The 16,270-nt window shown below is 43.7% G+C and carries 17 protein-coding genes; 3 read left to right on the top strand and 14 right to left on the bottom strand.

The annotated features are described in order from the left end of the window. Positions 1–171: 171 nt before the first annotated feature. A complete protein-coding gene (gene glgA, locus MINF_RS07760; RefSeq protein WP_012464092.1) occupies positions 172–1,623 on the top strand; it encodes a glycogen synthase GlgA in 1,452 nt (483 codons plus the stop codon). Between the two features lie 9 nt (positions 1,624–1,632). On the opposite strand, the gene MINF_RS07765 is transcribed toward glgA, so the two are convergent. Further along, positions 1,633–2,172 carry an NADPH-dependent FMN reductase gene (locus tag MINF_RS07765; protein WP_012464093.1) on the bottom strand — a complete coding sequence of 180 codons (540 nt, stop codon included), beginning with the start codon at positions 2,170–2,172 and terminating at the stop codon, positions 1,633–1,635. A 158-nt stretch (positions 2,173–2,330) separates the two neighbouring features. Here MINF_RS07765 and ald point away from each other — a divergent pair, with 158 nt between their 5' ends. Continuing rightward, positions 2,331–3,437: an alanine dehydrogenase gene (gene ald / locus MINF_RS07770; protein WP_048810520.1), complete on the top strand. Its 1,107-nt coding sequence runs from the start codon at positions 2,331–2,333 to the stop codon at positions 3,435–3,437. Between the two features lie 12 nt (positions 3,438–3,449). Here ald and MINF_RS07775 read toward each other — a convergent pair whose 3' ends face one another. The 8 genes from MINF_RS07775 to MINF_RS07810 form a co-directional block, all read right to left on the bottom strand. Continuing rightward, a complete protein-coding gene (locus tag MINF_RS07775; RefSeq protein ID WP_148205199.1) occupies positions 3,450–4,112 on the bottom strand; it encodes a lipoate--protein ligase family protein in 663 nt (220 codons plus the stop codon). A 22-nt stretch (positions 4,113–4,134) separates the two neighbouring features. Continuing rightward, positions 4,135–5,046: a dienelactone hydrolase family protein gene (locus MINF_RS07780; RefSeq protein WP_079200438.1), complete on the bottom strand. Its 912-nt coding sequence runs from the start codon at positions 5,044–5,046 to the stop codon at positions 4,135–4,137. A gap of 115 nt (positions 5,047–5,161) precedes the next feature. Then, positions 5,162–6,418, bottom strand: coding sequence for a Glu/Leu/Phe/Val family dehydrogenase (locus tag MINF_RS07785; protein WP_048810271.1), 1,257 nt, complete (start codon positions 6,416–6,418; stop codon positions 5,162–5,164). A gap of 21 nt (positions 6,419–6,439) precedes the next feature. Beyond that, a complete protein-coding gene (locus MINF_RS07790; protein WP_012464099.1) occupies positions 6,440–7,018 on the bottom strand; it encodes an anthranilate synthase component II in 579 nt (192 codons plus the stop codon). A 29-nt stretch (positions 7,019–7,047) separates the two neighbouring features. Then, positions 7,048–8,532: an anthranilate synthase component I gene (gene trpE / locus MINF_RS07795; protein ID WP_012464100.1), complete on the bottom strand. Its 1,485-nt coding sequence runs from the start codon at positions 8,530–8,532 to the stop codon at positions 7,048–7,050. A 150-nt stretch (positions 8,533–8,682) separates the two neighbouring features. Continuing rightward, the gene (locus MINF_RS07800; protein ID WP_012464101.1) at positions 8,683–9,267 is read right to left on the bottom strand and encodes an energy transducer TonB; all 585 of its coding nucleotides are present in this window, start codon (positions 9,265–9,267) and stop codon (positions 8,683–8,685) included. Next, on the bottom strand, positions 9,257–9,703 hold the full coding sequence (locus MINF_RS07805; RefSeq protein ID WP_012464102.1) for an ExbD/TolR family protein: 447 nt from the start codon (positions 9,701–9,703) through the stop codon (positions 9,257–9,259). Before MINF_RS07805 ends, MINF_RS07800 begins: the two co-directional genes overlap by 11 nt. A gap of 37 nt (positions 9,704–9,740) precedes the next feature. Continuing rightward, complete coding sequence (locus MINF_RS07810; RefSeq protein ID WP_012464103.1) at positions 9,741–10,385, bottom strand: MotA/TolQ/ExbB proton channel family protein; 645 nt, start codon at positions 10,383–10,385, stop codon at positions 9,741–9,743. Positions 10,386–10,765: 380 nt separating this feature from the next. Here MINF_RS07810 and MINF_RS07815 point away from each other — a divergent pair, with 380 nt between their 5' ends. Next, the gene (locus MINF_RS07815; RefSeq protein ID WP_012464104.1) at positions 10,766–11,560 is read left to right on the top strand and encodes an HAD family hydrolase; all 795 of its coding nucleotides are present in this window, start codon (positions 10,766–10,768) and stop codon (positions 11,558–11,560) included. Here the strand turns inward: MINF_RS07815 and MINF_RS07820 are convergent. From MINF_RS07820 to MINF_RS07840, 5 genes are all read right to left on the bottom strand, one after another. Then, a complete protein-coding gene (locus MINF_RS07820; protein ID WP_012464105.1) occupies positions 11,557–12,738 on the bottom strand; it encodes a glycosyltransferase family 4 protein in 1,182 nt (393 codons plus the stop codon). The two genes, MINF_RS07815 and MINF_RS07820, sit on opposite strands and share 4 nt — an antisense overlap. A 15-nt stretch (positions 12,739–12,753) precedes the next feature. Then, the gene (locus MINF_RS07825; protein ID WP_012464106.1) at positions 12,754–13,491 is read right to left on the bottom strand and encodes a class I SAM-dependent methyltransferase; all 738 of its coding nucleotides are present in this window, start codon (positions 13,489–13,491) and stop codon (positions 12,754–12,756) included. Then, positions 13,488–14,258, bottom strand: a complete 771-nt coding sequence (locus MINF_RS07830; RefSeq protein ID WP_012464107.1) for a class I SAM-dependent methyltransferase — start codon at positions 14,256–14,258, stop codon at positions 13,488–13,490. The genes MINF_RS07825 and MINF_RS07830 overlap by 4 nt, the downstream gene beginning before the upstream one ends. Before the next feature lie 25 nt (positions 14,259–14,283). Next, positions 14,284–15,606, bottom strand: a complete 1,323-nt coding sequence (locus MINF_RS07835) for a mechanosensitive ion channel family protein (protein WP_012464108.1) — start codon at positions 15,604–15,606, stop codon at positions 14,284–14,286. Positions 15,607–15,724: 118 nt separating this feature from the next. After that, positions 15,725–16,270, bottom strand: coding sequence for a Slp family lipoprotein (locus tag MINF_RS07840; RefSeq protein ID WP_012464109.1), 546 nt, complete (start codon positions 16,268–16,270; stop codon positions 15,725–15,727).

The raw sequence follows: 16,270 nt of genomic DNA on the forward strand, positions 1-16,270 counted from the left end.
TTATTAATCAAGATCTACCTCAAGAAAATAACCTTTTTAATCTTCTTTTTTTAAGCAATATCATTTTTTAAAACTGAAGTCAAATGTCAAAATAAAAGTTTTACAACCTAAAAAAACTTCTTCACAGATTCTCGTTGAATTAGGCAGCAGCCCTTATTTTAAACAAAACCGGTGAATATCCTTTTTATATCCACTGAACTCAGTCCCTATGCTAAGACAGGAGGGCTTGGAGATGCTGTAGCCTCTCTATTAAAGGCCTTACAGGCTAAGGGCTATAGCGTCGGCTGTGTTTTACCCCTTTATAGATCCCTAATGGACCGGTTCAAAGCGATGAAAAAAAACGGTTTGCTCTTAAAAATCCACTTTGGAGGGAAAATTGTCCCGGTCCAAGTTATTCAAACTCAAACCGATACCGGATTCCCCTTGTTTCTGCTCCGTAGCGATGCTTTTTTTAACAGGGATTTCATTTATGGACCTCCGGGAAAGGAATACGCGGATAATTTTCAGAGATTTGTTTTCTTTTCAAAAGCCGCATTAGAACTTGCCCAATGGATCAAACCCTTGCCTAAAATTCTCCACGTTCACGACTGGCCCACCGCCCTTGTGCCTCTTTTTGTAAGGCATCTTGGACTGCCTTTTCATACCGTTTTGACCATTCACAATTTGTCTTACCAAGGCATTTTTGAAAGCCACTTATTTGGACTTACCGGCTTGCCGTCGATCTACTTTTCCTTGCACGGGTTGGAATTCTTTGGAAAAATCAATCTTCTTAAAGGGGGAATTATCTTTTCAGATTGGTTGACTACGGTCAGTCCAAGCTATGCTTTGGAAATTCAAAATCCAGGCTACGGATGCGGGCTCGAAGGAGTCATCAAGCAAAGAGCTTACAAGTTAACGGGAATTCTCAATGGGGTAGATTATAGCCTGTGGAATCCGAAAACAGATCCTTATATCGTTCAGAACTATTCCCTGTTCAATTTAAAAGGAAAAGAAACATGCAAGGAAAGCCTGCTGAAGACTTTTTTTCTTAGTTTTGACGATAAGCCCCTGTTTTGTACTCTTTCCCGGTTCATTGAACAAAAAGGCTTTGAGCTGATTATCCCATTAATAAGAGAATTGGTTTTTAACGGCTGTCGCTTCATTTTTTTTGGCGAAGGCTCTTCGAGAATTGAAAAACTCCTTCTTGAGGCTTCAAGCAATTATCCCACTCATGTGGCAACAAAAATAGGTTTTGATGAGATCCTAGCTCACCAGATTGTAGCTGGAGCCGATTTTCTTCTCATGCCTTCTTTGTTCGAACCTTGCGGCTTGAGCCATCTTTACGGGATGAAATACGCTACCCTTCCCATTGCGAGAAAAACAGGAGGCCTAGCGGATACCATTGACGGTTGGGACGAGCAGAAACATCGGGGAACAGGGATTCTTTTCGATGATCCTACTCCCGCAGCACTTTTGAAGGCTATAAAAAAAGCTCTCCATATCTTTCAAAATAAAAGCTTGCTCTCCTCCATGAGAAAAGAGGCGATGAAAAAAGATTTCAGTTGGCAAAAATGCTTATCCTCTTACGAAAAAATTTACCGCCGATTTGACGTTTCCCATTCCCTTCCTCTCTATTCGCACTGAAAGAAGAACTCAAGGAGAACTTTTCTTCACAAATTCCAAAAACCCCGTGGCTTGTTCCAGCATTTTCTTTTGGATGTTTTCTTGTTCAATAGCGCATTTCCCCTCAAGGAGCTCGTCTATTTTAGCTAAATATAAAGGGAAAGGATAAATGAACGCTCTCCTATAAAAGAGAATAGCTTCAAGATGCGTCGATGCCCTCAAAGCCCCAGACGATCCTCGGGCTACTCCAACAAGGCAAACAGGTTTTCTTGCCAATGATTCCGGATGGGGCAGTATATCGATATAGTGCTTTAAGGAGCCCGGAATACTCCCGTTATATTCTGGATAGACGATAACTAGACCCTTGCAATCGACCGTTCGTCTCACCATGGGAAGAATTGAAAGGGGAAGTTTTTTAAAAACCGTGCCCGCCCATGCCTCTTTCGGTAGTGCTCCCAAATCGATCACATTTATTTTCTGATCAAGCTTGGAATACAGGCGCACAAGTTGAGCAGCTACAAGCCTACTTTTACTCCCCACCCTGTTTGTTCCTATCAATACCCCGATCATAAGACTCCATAAAAATCTGTTTGAAGCTTGTTTCTAAACGTTATACGGTATGCCCTTTCTGGCTATGACAAAACTGTTTATTGAAATTCCTTCTTTTTAAAGATCATTACTATAAAGGTAAAAGTATAGCGGTATTTTTTATTTTCGGAGCAATTAAAATGCGTATTGGAATACCTAAAGAAATTAAAAAAGGAGAAAATAGGGTCTCTCTTATCCCTTCAGGGGCAAGACGCCTAGTCGAATCTGGACACTCTGTATACGTAGAAAAGAATGCCGGAGAGGGCAGCGGTTTTAGCAATGAAGATTACGCTAAAGCTGGAGCTTTCATTGTATCCGCAGAAGAAGCATGGAATTGCGACTTGATCGTTAAAGTTAAAGAGCCCCAACCGTCAGAATATCGATACCTTAAGAAAAACTTACTGCTCTTTGCTTTCTTGCATCTCGCTGCCAACCGTGAACTGACTGCGGTGCTCCTTGAACGGGAAGTCATCTCCTTTGCTTACGAAACTCTCAGGCTTTCTGACGGCAGTTTACCCCTTCTCATCCCGATGAGCGAAATTGCCGGCAGAGTCGCTATCCAGCACGGGGCAAGGATACTTGAAAAAAATCAGGGAGGCATAGGGATTCTTCTAGGCGGTGTACCCGGAGTAGAACCCGCGCGGGTGGCTATTGTAGGTGGAGGAACAGTAGGGACCAATGCCATGAAGATGGCCTTGGGACTAGGAGCAGAAATCACAGTGTTCGATTGCGACCTAAAGAAACTACGCTACCTTGATGACCTTCTCGGAGGAAGAATCAAGACGGTCATGGCCAACCCCTATGCCATTGAAGAAAGGATACAATCCTTTGATCTTTTAATAGGGGCTGTCCTCAATCCCGGGGCCAAGTCTCCCAAGGTGATCACAAAGCAGATGATTCAAAAAATGAAGCCCGGAAGCGCCGTCATGGATATATCCATTGACCAAGGGGGATGTATCGAAACGATCGATAATCCCACTACTCTTGATAATCCAACTTTCATCAAAGATGGAGTTATCCATTACGCGGTGGCCAACATCCCGGCAAGCGTTCCGAAAACGGCAACAGCCGCCTTAACAAACGCCACTTTCTACTGGATTGACCTCCTGGCCAATCATGGAGTCGAAGCGGTGCAATTCAACCCTTCAATCAAAACGGCTATTAATACGATATATGGAGAACTGACCTGTCGCGCTGTGGCCGAGGCCTTTGGAATACCTTGGAGCCCAATAGAAAAATTTTTGTAAAAATACCTTTTTTTAGCGCATGTAATTCCACTCAAAGCTTTTATATTTCTTTTCTTCCAGCTCTACCGCTCGACCCCACACCTCCGGACTAATATTCTCTTTAAGAAAATCCACCTGAAAGGTCTCCAGAAAGCCTTCGATAACCGCTCCAACCATCTCTTTGAAACAGACTCCCCTTGGAATGGCAATACTTCCTTGGTGGAGTAATCCGTGACGATTTCTTCTCTGCGCTGCACCGGCAATTTTCCTGTTTTCCCACATCAGGTCGTATTTGACCGGTTTCAGAAAACAAAAGCTTCCCTCCTGTTTTTTTTCATCTTCATAAAATTCAGTTTTTAAGCCTAAGCGGCCGATCCCTCTTTCTAGAGCCTTATGAATGGTGTAATAAGATTCTCGGGCGGCAAGGCGCACAAGAGAATGATTCTTGGGGAAAACCAAGGTATAGGTACAATCCTCTCCATGATAAACAGCCCCTCCTCCCGTGTAGCGGCGCACGAATTTCGAACCCTGGGGAATTTCTTTCCATTTTTGAAAGTAACCGATAGAGATCATCGGCTCAGAAAACCTATAAATTCTCAATAAAGGATGGGAAACCCAACCTAGATAAGCTTCATCCAGAGCCATGTTTAGTTCCCCGTTAAACGGTCCTTCAAGCACTAAACTCCAAGTTTGCATCAACTGTTTATCCCGATTCCCCTTAATCTTTCCCGTGAATAATCTTCTCTAAAAGTCCCGTCTCCTTCCTAGGAGCGTTAAATTTCTTCTCTAAAAAATCGATGGAAATATGCCAAGCCGCTTCAGCATTCGTCGGATCATAATTGGAGTTGGATGGATCCGCAAATCCATCCTGGGCATCAAAACTATAAAAAACGAGGGGTTTTTTTTCTTCCTCAAGCCTATTGACAAAATGGATGATTTTTTCCTTGGAAATCGACTTATCCTTTTCGGCATAAAAATAGCAAAGAGGAACTTTGAGCTTGAAAAGTTTTTTCTTTTCAAAATCCACCTCTCCGTAATAGATAATGGCTGCTTCTATGCCCTTGATGTTGAGGGCCGCCTCAAAGGTATATTCTCCTCCTCTATCCCATCCTACAATCCCCACCTTGTCCGTATGAAACCTTGGACTTTCGTGGAGAAAACGGACGGCGGCCGATATTACTCCCAGGGCGGAATCTTCCCTGACGAACCGGGTTAGATCGGCAGCATAGGAACTGTCTTTAGGAACAATCCCGTTAAAAAGGTCCACGGCCAAAGCTACATATCCTTCCTTGGAAAAGCGATCGGCCAAAAATTTTATGCCTCGATTCATTCCCCATTTGCCGGGGACGAGAACAACGCCCCCTTTCGGTTCTTGGTCAGGAATCGAAAGATACCCCACATCGTCTGCACCGAAATCCGTCAACTTGACTAATGCTCCACGCAAAACAGGTTCAGCCGGCTGAACAGAGGGATTTCCCTTTTCTTCAACAGAACCAATAGGGGCGGCTTGCAGAGAATTCGGATCTTTTTCTAAGTTATTCTCGGCTAAAGAATTTTGAACAGGTAATAATAAATAAAATCCAAGAAAAAAACAGGCACTGAAAGCTCCTTTTCTTTTCTTTCCAACCATCCCCTTTTGATAAACAGCTTTGAAGAAAGAAAAGTGTTCCATCGAAAGTGCCGGGTTAAAAGATTAGAGGGATCAAACAAATAAGCATTCTTTTGATTTCTTGGCTACTGGGCGGTTAGGGGAATACCCCTCGCATCTCCTTCGCCTCGGCCACCTTTTTAATCCCTAAAGAGAGGGCGGCCATTCGGGTAGATACTTTATTTTCGTGGGAAAATTGCATGATGGAATTTAACGCTCCAGATAAAATACGGCAAAGGGCATTCAACACCTCGGCTTCCGACCAAAAATAACTCTGCATATCTTGAACCCATTCGAAGTAGCTCACAATGACTCCTCCTGAATTACATAAAATATCGGGGATGATAAATATCTCTTTTCTTTCTTCAAGTATACGATCAGCTTCCGGGGTCGTAGGACCGTTTGCTCCTTCAGCAAGAATACGGCACCGCAATTTTTCAGCTACAACTTCATTAATCACTCTTTCCTTTGCTGCAGGAATCAATACATCACAATGCTGGCAAAGAAGTTCAACCCCATCCATTTCATCGGCTTCGGGAAAACCTGCTAATCTTCCCGTTTTTTCTTTGTACTCGAGAAGCCGGAAGTAATTGATTCCCTTGGGATTATAAAGAGCTGCAGAGGCGTCGGAAACACCTACCAGGATGGCTCCATCTTTTACAAGTTGGCATGCGCTTACGCTTCCCACGTTGCCAAAACCCTGGATGATAATCCGCAAGGGACCGGGTAGCTTTAATAATCCAGTTATCTTTTTTACCAGAAAAGCTACACCTTTACCCGTAGCTTCTTTCCTTCCCAGGGTCCCCCCAATAGTCACCGGTTTTCCTGTGACAACACCAGGTACAGGATAACCGACTTGCATGGAATAAGTGTCCATCATCCAAGCCATGATCTGTTCATCGGTTCCTATGTCGGGCGCAGGGATGTCTTTCTGAGGGCCGATAAAAGGAATCAATTCTTGGGTATATCTTCGGGTCAATCCTTCGAGTTCCTTTTTACTCATTTCAGCGGGTTGACAACATACCCCTCCTTTGGCTCCTCCAAATGGCAATCCCACCAAAGCACATTTCCAACTCATCCACATAGCCAAGGCCGATATTTCTCCCAGCGTTACGTCAGGATCAAACCGGATTCCCCCCTTAGTCGGCCCTAAAGCAAGATGATGTTGAACCCGATAGCCCGAAAACATCCGTACTTTTCCATTATCCATTTTTACGGGAAAGGTTACAGACAGGGATCTTTGAGGCCATTTAATGATTGCTTGGGTTTTTTCGGGAAGGTTCAAAAACTGGGCAACTCTATCGAATTGTTTACAAGCCATCGAAAAGGTAGGATCGGAAAGGAGGAACTCCATGGATTTACGGGGTTAAAAAAATTAAAAACGTGGTTGTTTAATAGAAAGAAAATTTTTTAAAAGCCTCTTGCCTTCCTTGGTCAATATCGATTCAGGATGAAACTGCACCCCAAAAACGGGATTCTTTTCATGGGCCAGCCCCATAACCTCCTCTTCCTTGGTCCAAGCTGTAATTTTAAGACACGAAGGAATGCTTTCCTTCTCGACGATCAATGAATGGTATCTTGTGGCTTCAAAAGGGCAAGGCAAATCCGAGAAAAGATCTTCTCCATTGTGATAGATAAAAGAAGTTTTTCCATGCATGAGCCTTTTTGCCCTAACGACTTTTGCGCCATAAACTTGGCCTATACATTGATGTCCAAGGCAAACGCCGAGAATAGGCACAGAGGGGCCTAATCGCCGGATCAATTCACAAGATATACCGGCATCAGCCGGTCCTTTAGGTCCTGGAGATATAACGATATAATCGGGTGAAAGCCGAGCCACTTCATCGACCCCGATCTGATCGTTTCTAAAAACGGTTGGTTCTATTCCAAGCTCCCCAAAATACTGAACAAGGTTATAAGTAAAAGAATCGTAGTTATCGATGACAAGAAGCATAAAAGAGCAGGGCTTCGCAAAAAATTACCTTACAAAAAAGATTCCACCAGTGCAAGAGCTTTCATCCCCGCTTTCGCTTTGTTCGAAGATTCGAGATATTCTCCTAGAGGGGTACTGTCCGCTACCAACCCTCCTCCTGCTTGAAGATAAGCTATTCCTTGTTTTATGAGAATGGTTCTAATCGCAATGCATGTATCCAAATAACCTGAAAAACTCATGCAACCCACAACTCCCGCATAAGGACCCCTGCAGGTCGGTTCAAGCTGGGCGATAATCTGCATAGCCCGCACCTTGGGGGCACCCGTTACCGTCCCGGCAGGAAAAGTAGCCTCGAGGACGTCGAAAGCGGTTATTCCCTTACGCACGATTCCTTCCACCGAAGAAACCATGTGGATCACATGACTGTATTTCTCTATGACCATAAGCTCCTTGACACAAACGGTGTTAAAAGAACATACTCGGCCGATATCGTTACGAGCCAGATCGACAAGCATAATATGTTCGGCCCTTTCTTTAGGATCGTTTATTAATTCCTCGACGATTCTTTCCTCTTCCTCGGCAGATGTTGAACTTCTAGGCCGAGTCCCCGCAATGGGCCTGACATAGACTCTTCCCTTATCAAACCTGACGTGCACTTCCGGAGAAGAACCAACCAGAGAAAAATCCCCTAATTTTAAACAGAACATGTAGGGAGAAGGGTTAATCAACCGAAGAGCCCTATAGATATCAATAGGGTCTTTTTCACATCGGATATGCCAGCGTTGAGAAGGAACTACCTGGAAAATATCCCCGGCTCGAATATATTCCTGCATTTTTTCCGTCATCTCTATATATTGTTCCTTTGTCATATTCACTTGGGGAGTTATAGCCGCGCTTTCTTGCTGGTTGATAAAGAGGGGATGATAAAAAGGCTTAGAGAGAGCGGTTTGAAGATCATCTAATTTTTTTACAGCTTTCTCATAGGCTTCAAAAGGCTCATCATTAATAATAGCATTGGCCACGAGAAACATTTTTCTTTCTTGATGATCGAAAATGACTAACGTATCGGCCAGTAGAAAGCAGAGATCGGGCACGTTAAGATCGTCTTTTTTGGCCCTGGGCACAGAGGGCTCAAAGAAATGAACCATTTCATAACCCAGGTAGCCGACACAACCTCCTGAAAAATCGGGAAGCTGGGCTAAAGGGAACGCCCTGTAAGCCTCCATCTTTTTCCTTAACTCGTCGAGGGGATGGGAATCCGTCCAATACTCCTCTTTTTGCCCGTTACGGTATTCGACGGTGATCTTCCTCCCATAGGCCGTAATAAAGAAATAGGGATCGGCACCGAGGTAAGAAAACCTTCCAAACTTTCCTCTGTCCGCTGATTCTAAAAGAAAAGAATACTTGGAAGCACGAGATATTTTAAGATAGGCCGATACAGGAGTATCGAGGTCAGCCACAATCTCCCTAACCAAGGGCACGACATTAGCCCTGGAGGAAAAATGAAGAAACTCCTTGAACGTAGGAAAATCCATATAAAGGATACTTTCCTAGAAAAGGCAAAGAAGACAACTCCAAAAATGGATCTTCGGATACTTCAACAATAATTACTGTTTTCTCTGAAAGGAATTACGGGACAAGGTCAACTCAACTGTTCCTTCCTAGGAAAAGCTTGCCCGATTCGGCTAATTAATCTTGAACCGGATCGGCACGTCCACATCCACTTCCACGGGAACACCAAAGACGGTAGGAGGCTTAAACCGCCAGGATTTTCTTACCGTACTTTCAGCGGCTTGATCTAATTCCGGGTAACCCGATGACCTCCCAATGGAAACGGAGGTGGGATATCCACTTGAAGAAACGTGGACACGTAAAATAACCAATCCTTGATGGCCGGCCGCCTTGGCCGCCGCAGGATAGACAGGGGCGGGATTTCTTAGATATCCGGGCATCGACATCTTTCCTGCAGGAGCTCGAGCGGTCGAAGGCACCCCCTTGGGTTTGATGGCCTTGGGCTTTTGCTGGGGTTGGATCACGGGCTTGGGAGCTTCCGCCGGCATGGTCATCTCCTCCTGGACAGGAGGGGGGACCGGTTCAGGCTGGGGAGGGGGAGGAACATCTGGAGTATTGATAAGATCGACATCCACGCTACTTTCCCCCGCCGTTATCCCGTACTCCACTTTCTGAATAAAAAAATACCCAACAATAAAAAGAAGGGTAAAATGAATGAGAATGGAGAAAAAATATCCAATGTAATCGTTACGTTCCATGGGCTAATCCACTTTTTTGAGCTTGCGGTTGGGGTTTGGTTGTTTGGATGGCAATTTTGTTTATGCCTATTTTCCGAGCCTCATCGATAATTTTCACAACGAGTTCAAAACAGGCATTAGGTTCACCCGTAACAAAAATCTTGGGATCCGCATTGGATGCCTTGATCTGGTTTAATTTCACGGTCAGATCCTGGGAAAGAACCTTTTCCTTGTCAAAAAGGAAATTCCCATCTTCGAGTACTTTCACGGTCACCTGGTCTTGAGGAGCCTGTGTGACAGTCGTCGTGCTTTTGGGCAACTTTATCTGGATAGATTCATTTTTTAACATCGTTAAAGAAACGATCATAAAGGTCGCCAAAAGAAAAAACATCACGTCGATAAATGGGATGATTTCCAACCTCGGTCGATGCTTTTCTGCCTGGATACGCATTCTCATCTTTCAAACTCCCCCGATTGAGACTAGCTTCTTTTTTCTACCTGGCCATTTCCACTTCCATTCTTTCGCCGGTTAACTTCGCCCCCTTTTTTTTCAATATCATTTCCAGCCGCGTGCAATAACCTTCCAATTCTCTCCTGACTTTTTCCGTCCGGGCATTAAAAAAATTGAGAGGAATGATGGCGAGGATCGCTATGGCCAAACCAAAGCTCACCGCGATCAGGGATTCGGCTACCCCCCCGGTGATCGCGGCTTGCTTTCCCGCGATCTCTCCAGTTCCTACGATGCTAAAGGCATGCATCATCCCGGTGACCGTTCCGAGTAGCCCCAAAAGGGGTCCAAGGGTCACCGCCGTATCTAAAATGACAAGGCCCCGAGAATATCTTTCTATTTGTCCACTTGCCGCCTCGATCATGGCATCTACCGGCATGCTGTTCCTATGCCTGAGCCCTTCAACAACCACTTGGGCAACATTATATTTTGATTTTTCTCCTATGGCTATGGCCTCCTCATATCTCCCTTTTTCCGCCAGTTCAAAAATTTTTTGAATGAGCTTGGGGTTACGCACGCTCTGTTCGGAAACCAAGAAAATCACTTTTTCTAAGAGCGCAGCCACTGTCACCACTCCAAGGATTAGAATAGGCCACATTACCGGCCCACCCTTGAAAAAAAACTCGATCATAAAAAAACCTCTCCTATTTCCTATTTAAAAAATCGAATATCCCTTCCAACCAAAGAAAAGCAGATATCGTTTTGATAATTGCTTAGCAGTTTAAGGAAAAATAGCACAAAATCATTAACCTTTTTGTTAATTTATTATGACGATATTATGGAGATATTGTGACAAAAATGAATTTTGTATGTCATTTTATTCCAATAAATTATAGAAAATAAATAAGTTTTTAAAAAAAATTCATCAAAATTGATAATTTACTGCATTTACTTTAACTTTCTTGTACCCCTTAGCGTGCTTATCGATCATGGAATTGTTCTCTAATCTTTTTCATTTGGCAAAGCAAAGCTTATAAATAGGATTATTATTAAAAAACGGACTAAAACAAATTGCTTCCCCCATTTCTTTTTTGCACCGACTTCGATGGCACCCTTCTTCCTGTTGACAAGGAAAGAAAGATTGCCGAAGAGTTTTACGAGCTTCTGCTCAAGAAAAAAATTCACCATCATTTCCTATGGATAATCAATACGGGGAGAAGCTGGGAAAGTCTTCTCGAAGAGTTGAATAGGCTTCAAATTCCTTTTTTTCCCGATTGGGTCGTGCTTTATGAAAAAGAAATTTACAAGGTCAAGGGTTCCCATATTTACCCCCTGGAAGAATGGAATGATTATTGTAAAAGACTCCAAGCCGCTTTATTTGACTCCCTGAATTTTTTCTTTGAAGAACTCGTTCAATATTTAATCAAAAATACGGGAGCCAAGCTCAATAGTTCATCCTGCTCGCCCATCGAGATCGAAGCTTCAAGCCAAGCGGAAGCTGATCAGATATCAGCCTACATCGATCTCAAGCTTCAACATTACCCTTCCTTGACTTACCACCGTAATTTCGTCTACTTCCGTTTTGCCCACAAAAATTTTCACAAGGGTTCCGCCCTCAAACAGATCCAAGCCATCCTGGAAATCCCCCCTCAAAATTCCATGGCTTGTGGCGATCATTTCAACGATCTGCCCATGCTCGACTTGGAGATCGCCTCCCATCTCGCCTGCCCTGCAAATGCCGTGGAAGTTGTAAAGGAAAAAGTTGCCGCACAAGGAGGCTACATAGCGCACAAAGAAGCTTCCCTAGGAATTATCGAAGCTCTTTTAAAACTCGAGGAAGAAATTTTTTCTTTCCCTAAAATCTAAATAAGATCCAGGAAGTAAGGCTGTCGCTTCAGTTTCTCAAGAAGTTTCTTTTTTTCCAAAACAGCCCCATAGACCTTTAATGTTTCTTTTAATGCTTTTTGCCATCCATTTTTTTTGGCGGTTTGGAGGGCATTATCACTCAATTGCTTTCTCAATTCAGGCTGGGCCAGCTTACCGAAAGCAGCAGCTAAAACCTTAGGGTCTTCTGGATTTTCAATCTTAAGGGCATTTACTCCTTCTTCAGCTACATCCCAGGCTCCAACATCCGGGGACAAAATCACGGGTAATGCCGATGCCATCGCTTCCAAAACAACCATGCCAAAACTTTCGAACCGGGAAAGCAGGACAAAGAAATCCGCAGCCTGGTAATAGTGTTCAATCCCCTCGGTAATGAGTCCGGTAAACCCAACCTGGCTTTCAATGCCTTTTAACTTCAAAAAACGGCTTACTTCATCGCGATTTCCTCTGCCTACGACAAGAAGGTTCACCCTCAAGCCCCTGTTTTTGGCCTCGGCGAGACCATAACACACCTGGAGCAATCCCTTCAGTTTCCAGTTGTTGCCCACGAAAATGCCAACCAGATCCTCCCGGTCCCATCCAAACCTGTCTAAGATCCTTTTTCTTCGCAGCTCTTTATCCTTAAGATCCCCATTGAACCGTTCAAATGCTACACCGGGATTGATCACTTTAACCTTGGACAGAAGATCGGGATAATACTGCGCAAAGGCTTTCAATGCACGTCCCGAGTTAGGCAAAATCCAAGAAAGGCTTTGAGAATAAAGAGTTTTTTTTTCTAGAAAATTGATCAAGCAATTATAGAGGGATAGAGATCGCTTTTTTTGGATTTCTCTTACCCAAAACAGGTGCGGAACTCCAAAGGTAACAACGTCACTGTTCTGGATGAGTTCATGGCTGTGCACAAGGTCAAAGTTCCCTCTCCGTATCATTTTGTAGGCGTTCCAGCAAAAGGAAAGTCGAGTTGAATACCGATTGATTTTAAAAAGAGGGATTTTATGGCAAACAATTTGAGGACCGACTCTTTTCCACCTGGAAGCTAGAAGATGCACTTCCAACCCCGGAATACAACTCATCCTTTCGGTGATTTCCCAAACAAACTTCTCAGCTCCTCCTTCAAATCCATATTCCATGGAGACAACGGCAAGGCGCAAGGGTCTCATCTTGATTTTCCAGGTTCAAGGTTTTAGCCCCGTGGCAATGACCGTCCGCCCTAGCATAAGATCAAGGGAGTTAACGAGCTTGACGTAAGGGAGGTTCTCTTTTTGAATAGTCCGGTATTTCCATTGCTCCTTGAAAAAAGAGGCGGCCCCCAAGAATTTGATGGGGATATAAAAAAGGGAAAGGGCAAAAATCGAAGACCGCTGGTATTTATCCGTGGATACCTCTATATGAGAAAAACCCGCTTCGTGGAGGCCATGGACAATGTAAAAAAAATGGACAGGACTGATATGTCCATCCGTGTCCTCTCTCTGGATACGATCAAAAGGAAGAGGACCAAAAAGATTCCAAAACCCGAAAGAAAAAAAGCGGATTCGAGATTTAATGTTCAACAGGTTAGGAGTTGACAATATAACCAATCCCTGGGATTTTAACACCCTGTAAATCTCCCTCAAAAGCCTACGGAAATTTTCAAGGTGTTCGATGACTTCCGTACAAGTGACAATATCGAAAGTATGATCAGCATAAGGTAAGGGATCCGTATTAAGATCGACAATATCGACTTTCTGGCCCTCCACTTCCATGAGCTTGTCCGTGTAATCACAGGCAGAAGTATGGAAATCCCATTTTTCTTTTACCTGCCGAATAAGTTCGCCCTTGCCGCTTCCAATATCCAAGAGCCTGGCTTGAGAAGAAAAACGGCCCTTTTTTTTAATTTTTTCAAGAACCGAATCGTAAATCGCATAGGTGCTCATGTTTTCTTACCCAGGGATTTTCTCGAAACGCTAATCAAACTGCTTCCTCCAAAAATAACAGCAAAAGATTCATTGTCATCCATGCAGTATTTTTTTCTTCTCTCAGGAGGTTGAAGCCGACCATAAAACCAAACAAGAAGGCCGATAGGCCAAAGAAAAATAAGCTGCTTCCATTTGATCTTGTCTTTTTCCAAGAAAAGCGGCTTGAGCTCATTCCATTCGAGAATCTGCTTCATTTCAACCCATGTCATAAGGTTCTGATGATCGAAGCCGCTGCCGTTCTGTTTAAATTCCTCCGGAGAGATGAACCTATAAAAACAGCCACGGAAAAGATAGTTGAGCCGTTCTTCAAGGTTACAAATATTAGGCGTGGAAAGAATGAAATAGCCCCCCGGGCGAAGGACTCGAGAAACTTCCCGGACAAATTGAAACGGGTTTTCTAGATGTTCAATGCCTTCAAGAGAAACAACGAGGTCGAAAAAATCACTTTCAAAAGGAATGGCCTTGTTTAAATCGGCCCTCTTCCGAATAATGGAGGGTTCAATCGCTGCAGACTGATGCAGGTCGATATCCGCTCCATAGACCTTGTAGCCTTGATGATGCAAGTAGACGCTCAATGCCCCCGGACCCATGGGAACATCAAGGACCTTTGACCCAGGGGTTAAGTTCAATTTTTCTATGATTAAGGTCACGGCTTGGTGAATTTCTTCCCTTGCCCTCGGCTTAGGAATCATGGGTTCAACGATCAACCTTTTTTCCTTGTTCATCTTTCCTTTTCTCTTCCTTCAACTCTTACTCCTTGAGCTCCGGGTTAACAAGATCAAGTCTATATTTGGGTAAGCTTTGCGGATAATTTTGCCGCAGATAATCGATGATTTTTTCTCGAACAAAACAGCGAAGATCCCAAAGCTTGGAGGAATTTTCAGCACTCACCACGATACGCAGTTCCATTGCTTTATCGGTTGCATGGGTGACCTGGATGGAGGCTACTTTCTTGTCCCAAAGGGGACAATGGGAAAGAATGGCTTGGAGATGTTCGCGCAGAGGATCAACGGCTATGGAATAATCAACATAAATATGGACGGTTCCCAACAGTTCCGAAGAATTCCTCGTCCAATTTTCAAAAAGATTAGAGGTAAAATAACTGATGGGTAAGACCAACCTCCGATGATCCCATACATGCACGACGACATAGGTCAAGGTAATCTCTTCAATAGTTCCCCAATAACCCTGGACGACCACGACGTCTCCCAGTCTAATAGGTTGGGTAATAGCCAGTTGGATTCCTGCAAATATATTTGAGAAAATGTGCTGGGCGGCAAAGCCGACGATGATGCCTAAAACACCCGCGGAAGCAAGCATGCTTGTCCCGATGTGTTTCACTTCAGGGAATAACATCAACACGGAAGAAACGGCAAAAAGGATGATAAAAAAATAGAGAATCCTTTCGATGACCCTAACCTGGGTATAAACCTTCCTCTTTGTAAAATCGTTTTCCGCTTTTCGCCATTTATAGATAATAAATTCCCCGGAAACTGAAACCAGTTCGAAAAAAGAATAAGCCAATAACACAATCAGCAATATTTCAAGAATTTTATTGAGCACCAATCGTACCTGGGAGGGGAAAGGATAGATTTCTATGGCTCCAGCCATGCCGACGGCTGGAATGACGACATAAATGGCCCGGGCAATCCTGCTAATAACGATGTTCCCAAACTGCTCGCCGTTTCCAAACTTGCGTTTAACAAACTCCAAGTTGGTTTTAGCCAAGCGAAATAAAAAAAAGACAAAAGCTACATACCAGCCAAGAAATAATCCCCAAAACAGTCCTATAAAGGGAAGATCCAAAGAAAACTTCTTATTGAGATAGAAAGTAAGAAAGAGGGTTACCCCAATAGAAAGAGAAAAGAGAAAAGCCGTCCAGAAAGATACCCATAAACTTGAGCAAATCCCTTTTTTTATAAAGTCAGCCGGTTTATCTGCCGGTTCTGCCCTCAACCTTTTTGCAACCCAACCCCGCACCGGCTTCCCCAAGATAGAGAGGAGGAAAAATACTAAAAGCACAACCCCCAATTGGGTTAATGCGTAGAAAAGGGAAGAATCAAAGCCAAGCATCAGCTCCTCCTCTTTTAAATAGTAGTTATCAAGAAAAAAGATGACCCCTTAAATCTCTTGAAATAGTGCCTTCCTAGTTGATTTATACCCCTTACAAGAGAGGTTGACAACAAAGGACTTACCACCAGTAGGCTCCCGGTCCCCATCCCCAAGCGTGAAGGTTCCCCTCGGGCTGGTCAAACCAATTCGTCGAATTTTTCCCATAAACAATCGATTCTTTCCAAGGAATAATGGTTTTTACCTGGACAAGAGGGAAAAACGATTCAGCAATTAAACCTTGAGCTTTCCCTATGACATTTCCCCTAACCGTGACGGGGGTCCCCTCTCCAAATAATGTTGGATCCATATCATGGGAGATTTCGGCTATGAAGCGGCCTTCCGAAGGATAATCGATCAGGGGTCTACCGCTATCATCGACAGGAAGTTCGATGATTTCCATGTAGGTTTTGCCTCTTTTCTTATTCACAGCGGCAACGGTTCCACCGAGAAAAACCTTCTGCCCCCTGTATTCTTGGGGCTTTGCCATCAGTTTTAAAAAAGAGGGCTGCTTTTTTATACTTTCCATTTTGACATCGGTAAAGGGAGCGCAACTCGAGAATTCCAAGAGAATAAAAAGGATTGAAAATAAAATAAAAAGAGAAAACTCTTTATCCGTATTATACAT

Origin of the sequence: Methylacidiphilum infernorum V4 (assembly GCF_000019665.1) — a bacterium.
Taxonomy (GTDB): Bacteria; Verrucomicrobiota; Verrucomicrobiia; order Methylacidiphilales; family Methylacidiphilaceae; genus Methylacidiphilum; species Methylacidiphilum infernorum.

What these genes read in the sequence shown, in the direction of transcription:
- MINF_RS07810 (WP_012464103.1), bottom strand. Translation starts at nt 10,385, where the DNA reads ATGATCGAGTTTTTTTTCAAGGGTGGGCCGGTAATGTGGCCTATTCTA.
- MINF_RS07800 (WP_012464101.1), bottom strand. Translation starts at nt 9,267, where the DNA reads ATGGAACGTAACGATTACATTGGATATTTTTTCTCCATTCTCATTCAT.
- MINF_RS07780 (WP_079200438.1), bottom strand. Translation starts at nt 5,046, where the DNA reads ATGGTTGGAAAGAAAAGAAAAGGAGCTTTCAGTGCCTGTTTTTTTCTT.
- MINF_RS07825 (WP_012464106.1), bottom strand. Translation starts at nt 13,491, where the DNA reads ATGAGCACCTATGCGATTTACGATTCGGTTCTTGAAAAAATTAAAAAA.
- MINF_RS07840 (WP_012464109.1), bottom strand. Translation starts at nt 16,270, where the DNA reads ATGTATAATACGGATAAAGAGTTTTCTCTTTTTATTTTATTTTCAATC.
- trpE (WP_012464100.1), bottom strand. Translation starts at nt 8,532, where the DNA reads ATGGATTTTCCTACGTTCAAGGAGTTTCTTCATTTTTCCTCCAGGGCT.
- MINF_RS07785 (WP_048810271.1), bottom strand. Translation starts at nt 6,418, where the DNA reads ATGGAGTTCCTCCTTTCCGATCCTACCTTTTCGATGGCTTGTAAACAA.
- MINF_RS07765 (WP_012464093.1), bottom strand. Translation starts at nt 2,172, where the DNA reads ATGATCGGGGTATTGATAGGAACAAACAGGGTGGGGAGTAAAAGTAGG.
- MINF_RS07790 (WP_012464099.1), bottom strand. Translation starts at nt 7,018, where the DNA reads ATGCTTCTTGTCATCGATAACTACGATTCTTTTACTTATAACCTTGTT.
- MINF_RS07835 (WP_012464108.1), bottom strand. Translation starts at nt 15,606, where the DNA reads ATGCTTGGCTTTGATTCTTCCCTTTTCTACGCATTAACCCAATTGGGG.
- MINF_RS07820 (WP_012464105.1), bottom strand. Translation starts at nt 12,738, where the DNA reads ATGAGACCCTTGCGCCTTGCCGTTGTCTCCATGGAATATGGATTTGAA.
- MINF_RS07775 (WP_148205199.1), bottom strand. Translation starts at nt 4,112, where the DNA reads ATGCAAACTTGGAGTTTAGTGCTTGAAGGACCGTTTAACGGGGAACTA.
- MINF_RS07805 (WP_012464102.1), bottom strand. Translation starts at nt 9,703, where the DNA reads ATGAGAATGCGTATCCAGGCAGAAAAGCATCGACCGAGGTTGGAAATC.
- MINF_RS07830 (WP_012464107.1), bottom strand. Translation starts at nt 14,258, where the DNA reads ATGAACAAGGAAAAAAGGTTGATCGTTGAACCCATGATTCCTAAGCCG.
- ald (WP_048810520.1), top strand. Translation starts at nt 2,331, where the DNA reads ATGCGTATTGGAATACCTAAAGAAATTAAAAAAGGAGAAAATAGGGTC.